Raw genomic sequence first — 16480 nt, forward strand, 5'->3', positions numbered from 1 at the left:
AGAGACCATCCCAAAAGCGTCCTTTGCACTCATCTTCTTGATTTGCTTGTCGTGCAATACTCTCATTAAGAACGCGCATAAACCAACTAATACTGCTGAGCCGCTCACGATATAAATTTACTCTGGTATTAACCGCAGAAAGCTCTGCTTTTGTTAGCAATTCGCCATTTAAGAATCGTTGGCAAAGGAATGTACTTTTAAATAACTTGTGCCATCTAATCAGAATCGCTTTATTATTCAAACGCTTTGCTTTTGCTATATCAATATGAAGTACTAGATGAGTATGGTTACTCATAACCGCGTAGGCGCAAATATCAATACAAAATATACGACCAAGTTGAAGTAGTTTCTTTTCAACCCAATCGCGCCGGTGTTCATACGAACGACTTGTTAGTGGGTCTTGCCCGCACAAATAAGCGCGACGAACGCAGCGTGAAATACAGTGATAGTAAGGCGTGTTTGAAACGCTAATTAAGTTTCTACGAGGGGTTGCCATGCTCTTCTCCTCCATGAGTTGAACACTATAAGCTTAGCTGTAATTCTAAAAATTGAGAAATATTGAGTTGGATGTCTACATAAATTTAGTCTTTATATATGAAGCTCGGCTAACTCTTCAAATTTAAAATGGGTGTCTATATATATCTATCTATTAAAGTGGGTGTCTTAATAATTTAAAGCAAGCTCAGCGGTGCTGAGCTTGGTTGAAATTAGGTTGTATTTTTGCAAGCAAATGATTACGAAAATGCTTTTTCGCTTAGGAGTTCTTGCATTTGTTCGCGCATTTTAAATTTTTGAAGTTTGCCTGTTACCGTCATTGGGTATTCTTCAACAAAGCGGATGTGCTTTGGTACTTTGAAATAGGCAAGTTTATCTTTTAAAAAATCACGAATGGCATTTTCATCAAGTACCGCATCATCTTTTGGTTGGATCCAGGCGCACACTTCTTCGCCGTATTTTTCATCGCTGATACCAAATATGGCTGCATTTTGAATACCTGGATAGGTGTAAAGTACTTCTTCTATTTCTCTTGGATAAATGTTTTCTCCACCGCGAATGATCATGTCTTTTATCCGACCAACGATAGCAACAAAGCCATCTTCGTCCATCACACCTAAGTCACCAGAATGTAACCAGCCGTCTTGATCAATTGTTGCTTTCGTTTTCTCTTCATCATTCCAATAGCAGCGCATAATTCCAGCACCACGACTACATACTTCACCCGGTATGCCAACTTTTTGAATATCACCCAGCTCGTCGATAATTTTCACTTCAGTATGGGCTAATGCACGGCCCACTGTGGTAACTTGTTTTTCGAGAGGCGAGTCGGTTTCGGTCACGTTATTGATAGGGCTACATTCTGTTTGGCCATAACCAATTACAACTTCTTTCATATGCATTAATGAGTGTACTTTTCGCATAACTTGCTCAGGGCAGGTTGAGCCGGCCATTACGCCTGTTCGTAGGCTAGATAAGTCATAGTTTGCAAAATCTTTAAGCTCTAACTCGGCGATAAACATAGTTGGAACACCATGTAGGCCTGTACAGCGTTCCTTTTCAACAACTTCTAGGGTTGTTTTAGGGTCGAATGAATCACCCGGAAAAACTGCGGTGGCGCCTTTACTTATACATACTAAATTGCCAAGCACCATACCAAAGCAGTGATATAGCGGTACAGGAATACAGAGTTTATCTTCATGTGTCAGCTTCATCGCTTGCGCCATCAAAAATCCGTTATTGAGGATATTTTTATGGGATAAGGTCGCTCCTTTTGGGTTACCCGTAGTACCAGAGGTAAATTGAATATTGATATCTTGGTCACAATGTAAAGTAGCAGCTATTGCATCAAGCTCTAGCTTATGGGCATCTGTTGCGCGCTGCATGATATCGCTAAAGCTAAACATGCCAGTAGCAGGCTCATCACCAATACGAATTATATTTTTTAGGTGTGGCAGGGCGTTTAAATTTAATTCACCTGCTTGTGAATCTTTAAGTTCCGGTGCGAGCTCATTGAGCATGCTTATATAATTACTGGCTTTAAATTCACTTGCTGTGATAAGTGTTGAACACTCAACACTATTGAGTGCGTATTTTAATTCGCTTGGTCGGTATGCAGGGTTGATGCACACCATAATTGCACCAATCTTGGCTGTAGCAAATTGGGTTAAGCACCATTCAATATTGTTAGGAGACCAAATACCAACCCGGTCGCCAGGTTTTACGCCAAGTGATAATAATCCCATTGCTAACTGGTTAATCTGCTGCTGGTATTGTCTATAGGTTAAACGGATCTGTTGATGATGAACCACAATTGCGGGGTGATTGGGGTGATTGTCGACAATGTTGTCAAGGTACTGTCCAATTGTTTGTTCTATCAATGGAATGTCTGTACGGCCTTGATAATAGCTTTGAGAAAGTGGAAGCGCATTAATGTGTGTGTTCTTTGTCTGCATTGTATTCTCCGTGTCCGGTTAATTTGTTGTCATGGACTTGATGCAAAAGAATTGAAACAACCATTTAAGTTGATTTCAAAACATGCGTACCTGATTAACTAAACATAGATTGTCGACAAAGAAAAGCTTTATAAGACTAATGTACAGAGTGTAATTTTAATAAAGCAAAATAAAGAATGGGTTTTGAGGTATAAAAAAACGTGCCGTAGCACGTTTTTTTAAGAATAAGCAGCAATTAAGCTTTTGACTCATCTTGCTTATAAGTTTTACGCATGATGTACACGTAAGCACTAATGAATGCATTTTCTTGGAATTTTTTCAGTCCTGTGTCTTCAAAATCAATAGGCACTGGGTTGCGCTTAAGCTGCTCTTTGATTTCAGTTGCAGATAAAATTTGCACATCTAAGCGTTCAATTAACTGAATAGCCGTTTCCATTTTGAAACCTTTTGCGCTGCCAGCAAACTTACCTTTAGCTTGGCGCTCTTTAATTGCTACAGAGTCAATTTGGTAATCCTCCATTAATTTTTTGAAATCAAATTGGAATTTACGCATTACTTCTGTGTCATTACCATTGCCTAAGGTAAAACGTGTTTGTCTGACATCACGTATATCAAATACGTCATTGTCTTTGGTTAAAATGCACAGCAGTACATCACTACCTGTAATTTCTACACCACATGTTCTCATGGTCTTTCTCTAAATAACTTAATTTGCGCAATTATAGCAATTAACGTTATGAAAAACAGGTGCTTTAAAAATGAATTTTAATAGAGATAACACCGTGGTCACTTACACTAATATCTTCGGTTAATTTACTTGGCGAAATATGCTTATCATAACTTTCGTAGTCGAGCACTTTAACTTTCGAAGCTTGGCAATCGGGATTAAAATGCGCTGAAGCAAGAATATAATCTAATACATTCCCTTTTCCTTGGTAATAATGGCTAAAGGGTTTGTTTTTATTATCATAATATGAGCGGCTAAACTCATAGCTGTCGGTCAGACCAACAACGAGTTCGTTCTGTTCTATACAAGGTTCACAGCGAGTTGGATGAAAGCCTTGAGTCATAAATGATAAAGTTGGGCTGGTAAGTACATCATTAAAGTCTCCCATAACAAGCGTTGCACATTGCATTTCTCGCTGCGTTTTCAGTGCATCATAATAGACAATAGACGCTTCTAATGAGCGGGAGATTTGCGACTGCATGGTACCCACCGTTTGATGTAGTAACTGCAGGAGCGGATCTTCAAGGTTATGAATATTAAGAATGTGCGCCATTGATTGCACACGCTGTGACTTAAAATGAACAACATAAAAACAGACTTCACCAAAATCAGGTAAATCAATGATACATTTAATCGGTGTGCGATTAAATTTGAACTCATTTTGATTGTTTAAGTACTCAAGTAATTCAGGGCATGGCGTCAGTGCATCGGCTGATTTAAACGGGTATTTACTCGCAATTGCAACTACAGGGTTGAATAACACTTGCGGATAGAGCGCATCATGGGACGGGCTATCGACCGTTTTAAAATAATCATAACCCGCTTCTTTACACTGCACTTCTAATGCGTGTTGACTAAACACTTCTTGAAATGCCACCACATCAGGGGTTGACTCACTTAAGAAATTAGCAACAAACAATTGTTTTTGCAGCCATTGTGTATTGTTATAGCGCTCATGTAATTGATAAAACGAGTAGGGTGGCGCGGTATAATTTAATAAGTTAAATGTAGCAAACTTGAAAGAACGCGTGTTTGGCATTTTCATCACCCTAAAAGTACTGACTCATTAAGTATGAAATGAGTTAACTAATTGTCAATTTAGTCTTCTAACTACTTGTATTTGAGCACGTGAGCAGCGACAATAGTCGCTTGTATTTGCGAAGACTCAGTAAATACAAGCTTAAATAGCAATGCTTATTCGTAAAAGCGTTGCAGAGTTACATAAAATTTTTTTAAAAATATTACATGTGATGCATTGTAGGCATCACCACTGTATTAAGGATTTATAATGCCAGTTATTACCCTCCCTGACGGCAGTCAGCGTAGTTTTGAAAACCCAGTAAGCACATTTGACGTAGCGAGCGATATCGGTCCAGGTCTTGCCAAGGCAACGATTGCAGGCCGTGTTAATGGTACTCGTGTTGATGCATGTGACTTAATCACTGAAGATGCGCGTTTAGAAATTATCACAGCAAAAGATGATGATGGTTTAGAGATTATCCGTCACTCATGTGCGCACCTTATTGGTCATGCAGTTAAGCAGCTTTTCCCTGAAGCAAAAATGGCAATCGGTCCGACCATCGATAACGGATTCTATTACGATATCGATATGGAACACTCTTTAAGCCAAGATGATTTAGATGCTATCGAAAAGCGTATGCTTGAGCTTGCTAAAACAAACTACGACGTTGTTAAAAAGACCGTAAGCTGGCAAGAAGCACGCGATACTTTTGAAGCGCGTGGTGAAACATATAAAATGGAAATTCTAGACGAGAACATCGCGAGAGATGATCGTCCAGGCTTATACCATCACGAAGAATACATCGACATGTGTCGTGGTCCACACGTTCCAAACATGAAGTTCTGTCAACATTTCAAAATCATGAAAGTGGCAGGTGCTTATTGGCGCGGTGATTCTGAAAACAAGATGCTGCAACGTATCTACGGCACTGCATGGGCAGATAAAAAGCAACTTAAAGCGTATTTAAAACGCTTAGAAGAAGCTGAAAAACGTGATCACCGTCGTATTGGTAAAGCGCTTGATTTATGGCACTGGCAAGAAGAAGCACCAGGCATGGTGTTTTGGCACAATGATGGCTGGAGCATTTACCGTGAACTAGAAGACTTCGTTCGTGAAAAATTACGTGAGTACGATTACGAAGAAGTTAAAGGCCCATTAATGATGGACCGTGGTTTATGGGAAAAATCAGGTCACTGGGACAAATACGCAGATGCGATGTTCACAACTGAATCTGAAAAGCGTGAATACGCAATCAAACCAATGAACTGTCCGGGTCACGTACAAATCTTTAACCAAGGTTTAAAATCATACCGTGATCTTCCATTACGTATGGCTGAGTTTGGTTGTTGTCACCGTAACGAACCATCAGGTGCATTACACGGCTTAATGCGTGTACGTGGCTTTACTCAAGATGATGCGCATATCTTCTGTACTGAAGAGCAAATCATGGATGAAGTTTCTGCATGTATCAAAATGGTTTACGACACATACGAAACGTTTGGTTTTGAGAAGATCGTTGTAAAACTATCTACTCGTCCAGAAAAACGCATCGGTGAAGATGAAATGTGGGATAAAGCTGAGCTTGCGCTAGCTGATGCATTAAAAGCAAACGACATTGAGTTTGATTACCTACCAGGTGAAGGTGCATTCTACGGTCCAAAGATTGAGTTTACACTTTATGACTGTTTAGACCGTGCATGGCAATGTGGTACTGTACAGCTAGACTTCGCATTACCAGGTCGTTTAGGTGCAACTTATGTTGCTGAAAATAACGAACGTCGTACACCAGTTATGATCCACCGCGCGATTTTAGGTTCAATTGAGCGTTTCATCGGTATTTTAACTGAAGAATACGCTGGCTTGTTCCCAACGTGGCTTGCTCCTAAGCAAGTTGTGATCATGAACATCACGGACAAACAAGCAGATTATGTGCAAGAAATTGTACAAAAATTAAATAAACTTGGAATTAGAGCCGCTGCTGACTTGAGAAATGAGAAGATTGGCTTTAAAATCCGTGAACATACGTTAAAACGTATTCCATATTTACTTGTTGTTGGCGATAAAGAAGTTGAACAACAAGAAGTGGCAGTACGCACTCGCACAGGTGAAGACCTAGGCAAATTTAGTGTTGATGATTTCATTGCAAAAGTAAGCGAAGAAATTAAAAATCGACAATAAATCATGAGCGTGTAGGGCAAAACAAACAGCCAACTACACGCTTTTTATTTTATATTCTTGGAGGATCGTACCATTAGAGGCGGCAAGAAAGGGCAACAAACAGCTCAAAAAAATCGTATCAACGAAGATATTACAGCTAAAGAAGTTCGTTTAATTGGCATCGACGGCGAGCAAGCTGGCATCGTGTCATTAAAAGAGGCGCAAGCTATCGCTGATGATGCGGGTGTAGATCTTGTAGAAATCAGTCCTAATGCTGAGCCACCTGTTTGTAAGGTTATGGACTACGGTAAGTTCATCTTTGAAAAAAGCAAAGAACTAAAAGAACAAAAGAAAAAGCAAAAGCAAATCCAGGTTAAAGAAATCAAATTCCGTCCAGGTACGGATGAAGGTGACTACCAGGTTAAGCTACGCAACTTACGCAAGTTCTTAGAAGCGGGTGATAAAGCTAAAATCACTATCCGTTTCCGTGGTCGTGAAATGGCTCACCAAGAAATTGGTATCGAATTATTAAACCGTGTTAAAGCCGATTTAGAAGATGTTTCACAAGTTGAATCATTCCCAAATCGTGTTGAAGGTCGCCAGATGGTTATGATGATGGCACCTATTGCTAAAAAGCAATAAACAGGGTATATTACGCACCGATTTTATTTCAGGTCTGCAAGTAACAGTTTACTGTTCACCTGAAATAACCGGTTATAAGTAAGGTTGCACTGCTTTTGTAGTGAGCCTTCACCGGATTATGGCAGTAAGTTAGGCCTTAAAAGTAGAGCTATTTTTATATCTCTCGCCTGCTTGCTAATTTTTAAGCAATACATTTGGAGTTATTGCAATGGCTTACAAGCTAAAAACTCACAGAGGCGCGGCTAAGCGTTTCAAGAAAACTGCTTCTGGCGGTTTCAAGCGTAAACAAGCGCATCTTCGTCACATTCTGACTAAGAAAACTTCTAAGCGTAAATTACACTTACGTCCTAAGATGATGGTTCATAAGAATGACCATGGTCTAGTTTCACGTATGTTACCATTCGCTTAATAGGAGTCTTCAGAAATGGCAAGAGTTAAACGCGGTGTTATCGCACGTGCACGTCACAAAAAAGTTTTAAAGCAAGCTAAAGGTTACTACGGAGCACGTTCACGTGTTTACCGCGTAGCTTTCCAGGCAGTTACTAAAGCGGGTCAATACGCTTACCGTGACCGTCGTGCTAAGAAACGTACTTTCCGTCAACTTTGGATTGCACGTATCAATGCAGCAGCTCGTCAAAACGGTCTTTCATACAGCCGTTTTATCAATGGTCTTAAAAAGACTTCTGTAGAAATCGATCGTAAGATCCTTGCAGATATCGCTGTTTATGACCAAGTTGCATTCGCAGCGCTTGTTGCAAAAGCAAAAGAAGGCCTAGCGGCTTAATTTCGCTTTTCATAAAGTTTAAAAAGGAGCCTAGTGCTCCTTTTTTTGATCTTAATTAATATTCATAACTAACAACGATTTTGCATAGCGTATGTCGTTTGCTCCATTTTTTTGTTGAATCACCGCAGTTTACGCAATCCATTCAGATTAGTTGTTATAATTTCCCCAATATAGAATAAGTACCGCACTTGAGAGTGATATGTTTGCGAGTTTAGTGTTTTTATCTGCTGCAGTAACTTTAGACAGCCACTTACCCCCATTATTGCCATGGCAAGGCGATAGTGTGTCTTTAATGCAAGAAAAAGGACCTTTAACCACAGATTTTGAATTAAGCGAAGGCACTTTATCGCCAAATTATGCCGACACGATGGCGTTCGTAGATCGCCTAGTTGCAGCAAACCCAACACAATTCAAAGTAACGACAATTGCAACGAGCAGTGCGGGTCGTGCGGTTAAGATGTTAGTGGCGAATGAGCAAGGTTTGTTTGATGCCAAACAACTTGTTGCTGATACAAAGCCAACTATCTTTATTCAGGCTGGCATTCACAGCGGTGAAATTGATGGCAAAGACGCCATGTTTATGTTGCTACGCGATATTGCAACAGGTAAACGCCGCGATATTTTGAGCAAAGTAAATATTCTGTTTATTCCTATTTTAAACGTTGATGGTCACGAGCGCAGTAGCCAATACAACCGTATTAATCAGCGTGGCCCAGTAGAAATGGGCTTTAGAACGAATGGTCTAAATTTAAATTTAAATCGTGATTACACTAAGCTTGATACACCCGAAGTACGAGGTGTGATGCAGGTTATTAATCAATTTAAGCCAGATTTATACGTGGATGTCCATGTAACCGATGGCGCTGATTATCAGTATGACGTGACCTACGGCTATAATCCGGTTTTTTCGAGTGAATCACCGAGTGTGTCACAAGCGCTGGATAATCTATTTAAACCTGTTATTGATGCCAAACTCGAAAAAGCAGGGCATATTCCTGGTCCACTGGTGTTTGTAATGGACAAGCGGGAATTTAAAAAAGGGTTAGCGGGTTGGGTGGCAACACCACGTTTTTCAAATGGCTGGGGTGATTTACGTTCATTACCGACCATCTTAGTTGAGAACCACTCTTTAAAACCTTATAAGCAGCGCGTATTAGGTACTTATGTATTTATTGATGGTGCCATTGATGCTTTAGCTGCAAACGATAAAGCCCTTAATGAAGCGGTTCAAAAAGAGCTCGATTTCAAACCTACGCAATTAGTCGTTGAACGTGGTTATGCAAAAGAGCCAGATACCATCGAATTTAAAGGGATCGCCTATTCAAGAACTGAAAGCGCATTGTCTGGGCAACCTGAAGTTAAATATTTAGGTCAAGCTAAAAACTATGACGCATTACCGGTTTTTTGGCAAAAAGAAGTTAAAAAGACCGTTAACGTACCTGCTGCGTTTTATATTCCGCCGGCGTACAGCCAATTGGTAAGTAAGCTTAAATTACACGGCGTAGAGGTAACGACAGTGAATGGTTCTGTTTCTGAGCCATTAACGCAAGCAAGCGTTGCTGATTATTCATTTGCAAAAGCACCTTTTGAAGGACGTTTTCGTGTAGAGGCGACATTTGATTACAACACCGTAAAAAATGTCGATATGACCGGCTGGTACAAAGTCTCAACTGAGCAGCCATACTCAGAACTGGCTACACACTTACTACACCCAGAAGCGCCAGATTCATTCTTTGCTTGGGGCGAGTTTAATACTATTTTTCAGCGCACTGAATACGTTGAGAATTACGCTTTAATGCCGTACGCACGTCAAATGCTAAAAGAAAAACCTGCATTGGCTTTAGAGTTCGATAAAAAAATTCGTGAAGATAAAAACTTTGCTAAAGATGCTGATGCGCGCTTGCATTGGCTTTATGAGCGTACACCGTTTTATGATCAAGGCTATTTAAAATACCCAATTTTAATGGCGTTTGAGCAGTTACAAAAAGGACAATAACATGAAAGTGAAAGCTGTTCCTGTTACTGGCTTTGCGCAAAATTGCCGCATTATCATTTGTGAGCAAACGAATAAAGCGGCCTTGGTTGACCCAGGTGGCGATGCAGACAAACTTCAAGCAGAACTTGCTGCTTTAAATTGCCAATTAGAGGCAATTTATTTAACACATGGTCACTTAGACCATGTGGGCGCTGCAAAGCAACTCGCAGAGCATTTTAGCGTTGATATCATTGGCCCACATTTAGATGATAAATTTTGGTTTGATGCCTTGCCAATGCAAGCGCAAATGTTTGGTTTTGCACCAGTTACACCATTTTATCCAACCAAGTGGCTAAATCATGGCGATATAATCACAGTGGGCGAACTTGAGTTATCTGTACGCCATTGCCCAGGGCATACGCCTGGTCATGTTGTTTTTTACTACCAAGGTTCAGAACAGCTAATAGTGGGTGACGTGATTTTCCAAGGCTCTGTCGGTCGTACTGACTTCCCGAAAGGGGATAGTGCGCAATTAATCGAATCAATTAAGTCTGAGATTTTGTCATTCTCTGATGAAGTTGCTATTTTGCCAGGCCACGGTCCGAATACCACCGTAGGGCATGAGCGAAAAACAAATCCATTTATTAGTGGGCGTTTTGGTTGATATTTACTCGCAATAATGGCTAATTTTTTAATTAAGTGGATTGGTATAAAGTTGCAATTTTTTTGCACAAACAGTAGAAAATAGGCAGACTGATATTTAAATCAGTTATATAATTTAACCAGTATTTTTACAGAAAAAGAAATAAAATGTCTCTGAACCAAGTAGATCGCCAAATTTTGGCATTATTACAGCAGGATGCTAGCTTATCTACGGCAGAAATTGCCGATAAAGTTGGTTTATCTCAATCTCCATGTTGGCGTCGTATTGCTAAGCTTGAGCAAGATGGTTATATCAAAGGTAAAGTTGCTTTGCTTGACGAGAAAAAGCTTGGCTTTGATATGTTGGTTTATGCCCATGTTCGTCTATCTAACCACGGTAGAACGAACCTAGCTGAGTTTGAACGTTTAATTATGAGCTATGATGAAGTAACCGAGTGTTACAGTATGGCTGGTACGATGGACTTCATGCTTCGTATTATTTCAAAAGGTATTGAAGGTTATGAGCAGTTTGTTCGTGATAATCTATTAAACCTTGAGTTTGTTCAAGAAGTTCACTCAAACGTGACCATGACATGCGTTAAGCGTAGTACGTCTTTACCTCTTTAATCTTTTTCTACTACGTTTTATTTTTCGAAAACGGTTAGTGCTTTTAGGTACTAGCCGTTTTGTTGTTAATAATTGTTAACTTTTGCGGATTTTGCTAGAATTCTGCGCCTTGCCGAAATGCATTCACTATAAAGAGGATCTTAATGTTTAACTTACTCAGCAAAGCGCCAAGCTCTGCTAAAAACGATATTCTATCAGGCCTGACTGTTGCGTTGGCATTGGTACCAGAAGCGGTTGCGTTTGCTTTTGTTGCTAATGTTGAGCCTTTGGTTGGTTTATATGCCGCATTTATTGTTGGCTTAATTACGGCTATTTTTGGTGGTCGTCCAGGTATGATTTCTGGTGCTACCGGTGCACTAGCCGTTGTAATGGTAAGTTTAGTTTTAGATCATGGTGTAGAGTATTTATTTGCAACCGTCTTATTGATGGGGATTCTGCAAGTACTCGCAGGTATCTTCAAGCTTGGCAAGTTTATTCGCATGGTTCCGCACCCTGTAATGCTTGGTTTTGTAAATGGTCTTGCGATTGTTATTTTCTTGGCGCAACTGGGTCAATTTAAAGTACCAGACGGTATGGGTGGCCAACAGTGGATGGAAGGGCAAGCACTTTATATTATGCTTGGCTTAGTAGCGTTAACTATGGCTATTATTCATTTCTTACCTAAGCTAACTACTGCTGTACCTTCATCGTTAGCTGCCATTGTAACGGTAACAGCGATTGTGATTGGCTTTGATTTAGAAGCGCGCACTGTACTAGATTTCTTAAAAGGAATGACAGGTAATGAGCAGGCAACGATCGCCGGTGGCTTGCCGGAGTTTCATATTCCTATGGTGCCATTTAATCTTGAAACATTAAAAATTATCTTCCCTTACGCTTTAGTTTTAGCGGCGATTGGTTTAATTGAATCGTTATTAACACTGACCTTAATTGACGAAATTACTGAAACCCGTGGTCACAGTAACAAAGAGTGTATTGGTCAAGGCGCTGCAAACATTACCTGTGGTTTCTTCGGTGCAATGGGTGGTTGTGCGATGATTGGTCAATCTATGATCAATATTAACTCGGGCGGTCGTTCACGTTTATCTGGTATTAGTGCCGCAATTATACTGCTAGCATTCATCATTTTTGCAGCCAGTCTCATTGAAATGATCCCACTAGCTGCCTTAGTTGGTGTTATGTTCATGGTTGTTCTTGGTACCTTCGAGTGGGCAAGCTTCAAAATGATGAAACGTGTACCTAAGTCTGATGCTTTTGTTATCGTGCTTGTTTCTGGCGTAACCGTAGTAACAGATCTTGCGATCGCGGTATGTGTGGGTGTGATTGTTTCTGCTTTAGTTTTTGCTTGGCAGCATGCGAAACACATTTACACAAGCAATTACATCGATGAGCAAGGCTCTAAAGTGTACGAGCTTCATGGTCCTTTATTCTTTGGTTCGGTTAAGAACTTTGCCGAGTTATTTGATGTTAAAAATGACCCAGAAGACGTGATCATTGAATTCAAACATAGCCGTGTTGCTGATCACAGTGCGATTGAAGCGATTGACAGTCTTGCAGAAAAATACGCAAAAGTCGGTAAGAAACTGCATTTGCGTCATTTAAGCCCTGATTGTATTCAACTATTACACAATGCGCGTGATTTAGTTGAAGTGAATGTGATTGAAGATCCAAATTATAAAGTGGCTTCAGATAAACTAGCTTAAAAATAAAGCAGATAAAAAGCGAAGGCTGTTGTGGCCTTCGCTTTTTTAATGTCTGAAGAATGCGGTAAGGCTATAAAAAATTAAGATAGGCGGCAGTGCTTTGTTCTCGTGACTATCGGTATAATAAAAATAATTATGAAAGGTAATCTGATATTTTGAATTGGCAATCATTAGTTGATAATCGACAACGCTTTTTCTGGGTTTTGCAAATTGCAGGCTGGATAGGGTATGCGTTAGTTAATTATATCGGCTCAAAAGTCTTTGAAATGCGTGATATTTACGTATTTGTTATTGTATTAAACGCTTATGCAGGCTGTTTAATGACAGTACCTTTACGTTATATGTATCGTAAAGTGTGGAATGCCTCACCTTGGGTATTAATGCTTGTAGTTTTTGGTGCTTCCTATGTAACTGGCACATTATGGGCCGTTGTACAAAAATTCAATTTATGGGAAATCTACCGTCACGGTTACCGTCCAAATGAATGGTTTTATTACTTTCAACAAGGTTTAGATTCGGTTTATATCATTCTTTGTTGGAGTGGTTTGTATTTTGGTATTAAGTATTACCAGCTATTGCAAAGTGAGCGTCAAAAGGCTCTAAAAGCAACCACTATGGCGCACGAAGCTCAGCTGAAAATGCTGCGCTATCAACTTAATCCGCACTTTTTATTTAATACCCTAAATGCAATCTCAACCTTAATTTTGGTAAAAGAGAACAAAGATGCAAATTTAATGGTCTCAAAATTGAGTGACTTCTTACGATACACACTCAATACCGACCCAATAAAAAAGGTGCCGTTAGAGCAAGAAATTCATGCCCTCATGCTGTACTTAGAAATTGAAAAAGTACGCTTTGATGAACGTTTACAAGTCAATGTAGACGTAAGCGAGCAGGCAAAAGAAGCCTTGGTACCAAGCTTGATCCTCCAACCTATTATCGAAAACTCGATAAAGTATGCGATAGCGCAATTAAATGAAGGTGGTGTGATTGATATTAAAGCACAAGTTTTTGCAAATGAACTATTATTGGAAGTAGGCGATAATGGTCCTGGCACTGAGCTTAAAAATGGCCAACTGGTTAATTCTCAAGGCGTTGGCATAGCTAATACACAGGACCGCTTAAAAACACTTTATGAGAACAACTACTCGTTTGTTCTCTCTGACAATACGCCAAGTGGATTAAAAGTTAATCTGCGCGTTCCGTTTGAAAAGGCTGTTAAGAAATGAGCAAAATTAGAACTTTGATCGTTGACGATGAACCGCTAGCAAGAAAGGGCTTAGCTGTTCGACTTTCTGAATTTGACGATTTAGAAGTCATTCGTTTATGTAGCAATGGTCAAGAAGCAATTGATGAATGCTTATCGGGCAATATTCAATTGGTTTTCTTAGATATTCAAATGCCAAATATGAACGGTTTTGAAGTTGCAAGAGCACTTAGCGAGAGCGTTAATCCATTACCCGCTATTGTGTTTGTAACGGCTTTTGACCAGTTTGCAGTTAAAGCATTCGAGATTCATGCGTTGGATTATATTCTTAAACCAGTCGATGACAACAGACTAAAACAGGCGGTAGAAAAAGTGCATACCTATTTAAAAACGCAACAAGATAACGCCCATAAGAAAAAACTAGCGAGCTTTGTTGCAGGTATTACAGGCAATAATTGCGAAGAAATTTTAAAGAAGTTAGCAACGGGCGATAGCCTTGCTGACCGTCGTTATCCAGAATCATTAGCTGTAAAAGAGCAGGGCGAAATTGTTCGTGTGCCTGTTATTACAATTCAATGGGTTGATGCGGCTGGTGATTATATGTGCCTTCATTGCCAAGATGGGCAAACACATATCCTTCGTAAAACAATGAAAGAGCTTGAACAAGAGCTTGATCCACAACTATTTGTGCGAGTTCATCGCAGTGCCATTGTGAATACTAAGCAAATTAGCAAACTTGTAACTCAAGTAAGTGGTGAGTATCTTTTAGTGCTAGATAACGGCCAAGAACTAAAAGTAAGCCGAAGCTATCGCGATAAAGTGAAAGCAGCTCTGGCGAGCTAATAGTTGTTCTAAGCTAAACAAGTTAAAACAAAAAAGGCGCAATAAATTGCGCCTTTTTTATTGAAAATTTGTAACAGCTTAAACAGTTACAATCTTCATCGTGTTTGTCGCACCAATCGTTTCCATTGCATCACCATGAGTTAAAATCACAGTATCACCTGCAACTAGTGAGCCTTGCTCAACAAGTGTGTTTAATGCATCACGTACCATGCTTTCGTCTTCACACTTCGTTGAATCAAAGAATACAGGATAAACACCACGGTAAAGTGCTGTTTGGCCCAGTGTGCTTGGATGACGTGATAATGAATAAATTGGTAAACCAGAGCTGATGCGCGACATCAATTTAGCTGTACTACCTGATTCAGTCAGAGTCACAATAGCTTTAACAGAATCTAAGTGGTTAGCTGCATACATCGCAGATAATGCAATTGATTCAGCATTTGATGAAAAACGGCTGTCTAAACGGTGCTTAGAAACGTGCGTTTCTTTTTGTGATTCAGCACCTAAACAAACGCGAGCCATAGTCGCTACGGTTTCTTCAGGGTAGTCACCAGCGGCTGTTTCAGCAGATAACATAACTGCATCAGTACCATCTAATACGGCGTTTGCTACGTCCATAACCTCTGCACGTGTTGGCATAGGGTTATCGATCATAGATTCCATCATTTGTGTTGCAGTCACAACTGTACGGTTAAGTGAACGAGCACGGCTAATGATGAGCTTTTGTTTACCAACAAGCGCCGCATCACCAATTTCAACACCTAAGTCACCACGCGCAACCATCACTGCGTCAGAAGCAAGTACGATATCATCAATTGCTTCAACAGTTTCAACGGCTTCTGCACGTTCGATTTTTGCTAATAGTTGTGCGTTTGAGCCAGCAGCTTCTGCTAAAGAGCGAACATAACGCATGTCATCACCACTGCGTGGGAACGAAACAGCAATATAATCAACACCAATCTCAGTGGCAGTAATTAAATCTTCTTTATCTTTATCAGTGAAAGCAGGGGCTGTTAAACCACCGCCTAAACGGTTGATACCTTTGTTATTTGAAAGAACGCCACCAACAGTAACAGTTGTGTGGACTAGGTCACCGTCAACGCTATCTACTGTCAATTGAATTAAACCGTCGTTTAATAACAGTAAGTCGCCTGTTTTAACGTCGTTAGGTAGCTCTTTATAGTCGATACCTACTGCATTAACGTCGCCTTGGCCTTTTTCCATTTTCGCATCAAGGGTAAATTTTGCGCCAACTTCTAGGTTTACTTTACCGTCTTTGAAGGTTGATACACGAATTTTAGGACCTTGTAAGTCTGCAAGGATAGCAACGTGTTTGCCTAAACGCTTAGCAATGCTGCGTACCGCTTCAGCGCGGTCTTTGTGATCTTGTGCTACGCCATGTGAGAAGTTCAAACGAACCACATTTGCACCTGCACGAATAATTTTTTCTAGGTTGTTATCGCGATCGGTTGCCGGTCCAAGGGTCGCAACAATTTTTGTGCGTCTTAGCATCAAATTCTCCTGTGCGCTCAAATATATTAAGCGAATTGATGGTTATCTATTAAAATGTCGTGCTATAAACCTTTAATATAGGCTTATACATAAGCACAATGTAGAACTCATAAGTAAAAAATGATTGTTTTTACTTATGAGAATCTGGCTCTTTGTATTAATTATAGAGTATACAAAGTGTGAATGACGTTAT

Annotated in this window: 15 protein-coding genes; 10 read left to right on the plus strand and 5 right to left on the minus strand. The window is 40.0% G+C overall.

Going from position 1 to position 16480, the window contains the following annotated elements:
- From CWB80_RS11455 to CWB80_RS11470, 4 genes are all read right to left on the minus strand, one after another.
- Positions 1-496 (minus strand): transposase (locus tag CWB80_RS11455; protein WP_502705006.1); only part of this gene is annotated, 496 nt, incomplete at its 3' end.
- A gap of 238 nt (positions 497-734) precedes the next feature.
- The gene (locus CWB80_RS11460) at positions 735-2450 is read right to left on the minus strand and encodes an AMP-binding protein (RefSeq protein WP_138601072.1); all 1716 of its coding nucleotides are present in this window, start codon (positions 2448-2450) and stop codon (positions 735-737) included.
- A gap of 235 nt (positions 2451-2685) precedes the next feature.
- Complete coding sequence (locus CWB80_RS11465) at positions 2686-3138, minus strand: DUF3010 family protein (protein WP_138601074.1); 453 nt, start codon at positions 3136-3138, stop codon at positions 2686-2688.
- Between the two features lie 64 nt (positions 3139-3202).
- Positions 3203-4216 carry an endonuclease/exonuclease/phosphatase family protein gene (locus CWB80_RS11470; RefSeq protein WP_138601076.1) on the minus strand — a complete coding sequence of 338 codons (1014 nt, stop codon included), beginning with the start codon at positions 4214-4216 and terminating at the stop codon, positions 3203-3205.
- 249 nt (positions 4217-4465) lie between these two features.
- On the opposite strand from CWB80_RS11470, the gene thrS reads away from it, so the two are divergent.
- The 10 genes from thrS (at position 4466) to CWB80_RS11520 (ending at position 14775) form a co-directional block, all read left to right on the plus strand.
- Positions 4466-6376: a threonine--tRNA ligase gene (thrS, locus tag CWB80_RS11475; RefSeq protein WP_138601078.1), complete on the plus strand. Its 1911-nt coding sequence runs from the start codon at positions 4466-4468 to the stop codon at positions 6374-6376.
- Positions 6377-6433: 57 nt separating this feature from the next.
- Entirely contained in the window at positions 6434-6997 is a 564-nt protein-coding gene (infC, locus tag CWB80_RS11480) for a translation initiation factor IF-3 (protein ID WP_082389338.1), read from the plus strand.
- 208 nt (positions 6998-7205) lie between these two features.
- The gene (gene rpmI, locus CWB80_RS11485) at positions 7206-7406 is read left to right on the plus strand and encodes a 50S ribosomal protein L35 (protein ID WP_054554888.1); all 201 of its coding nucleotides are present in this window, start codon (positions 7206-7208) and stop codon (positions 7404-7406) included.
- Positions 7407-7421: 15 nt separating this feature from the next.
- Entirely contained in the window at positions 7422-7781 is a 360-nt protein-coding gene (gene rplT, locus CWB80_RS11490) for a 50S ribosomal protein L20 (protein WP_036968189.1), read from the plus strand.
- 199 nt (positions 7782-7980) lie between these two features.
- Positions 7981-9777 (plus strand): M14 family metallopeptidase, encoded by a 1797-nt coding sequence (locus CWB80_RS11495; RefSeq protein WP_138601080.1) that lies wholly within the window; start codon positions 7981-7983, stop codon positions 9775-9777.
- Position 9778: 1 nt separating this feature from the next.
- Positions 9779-10420 (plus strand): MBL fold metallo-hydrolase, encoded by a 642-nt coding sequence (locus tag CWB80_RS11500; RefSeq protein WP_138601082.1) that lies wholly within the window; start codon positions 9779-9781, stop codon positions 10418-10420.
- A 146-nt stretch (positions 10421-10566) separates the two neighbouring features.
- A complete protein-coding gene (locus CWB80_RS11505) occupies positions 10567-11025 on the plus strand; it encodes an Lrp/AsnC family transcriptional regulator (RefSeq protein WP_036968198.1) in 459 nt (152 codons plus the stop codon).
- A gap of 143 nt (positions 11026-11168) precedes the next feature.
- A complete protein-coding gene (locus CWB80_RS11510; protein ID WP_054554885.1) occupies positions 11169-12725 on the plus strand; it encodes a SulP family inorganic anion transporter in 1557 nt (518 codons plus the stop codon).
- A gap of 155 nt (positions 12726-12880) precedes the next feature.
- Positions 12881-13954, plus strand: coding sequence for a sensor histidine kinase (locus CWB80_RS11515; protein WP_054554884.1), 1074 nt, complete (start codon positions 12881-12883; stop codon positions 13952-13954).
- Positions 13951-14775 carry a LytR/AlgR family response regulator transcription factor gene (locus tag CWB80_RS11520; protein ID WP_054554883.1) on the plus strand — a complete coding sequence of 275 codons (825 nt, stop codon included), beginning with the start codon at positions 13951-13953 and terminating at the stop codon, positions 14773-14775. The genes CWB80_RS11515 and CWB80_RS11520 overlap by 4 nt, the downstream gene beginning before the upstream one ends.
- A gap of 78 nt (positions 14776-14853) precedes the next feature.
- On the opposite strand, the gene pyk is transcribed toward CWB80_RS11520, so the two are convergent.
- Complete coding sequence (pyk, locus tag CWB80_RS11525; RefSeq protein ID WP_138601084.1) at positions 14854-16287, minus strand: pyruvate kinase; 1434 nt, start codon at positions 16285-16287, stop codon at positions 14854-14856.
- Positions 16288-16480 lie beyond the last annotated feature (193 nt).

The sequence above is a fragment of the Pseudoalteromonas sp. S1650 genome (assembly GCF_005887195.1).
Classification (GTDB): Bacteria; Pseudomonadota; Gammaproteobacteria; order Enterobacterales; family Alteromonadaceae; genus Pseudoalteromonas; species Pseudoalteromonas simplex.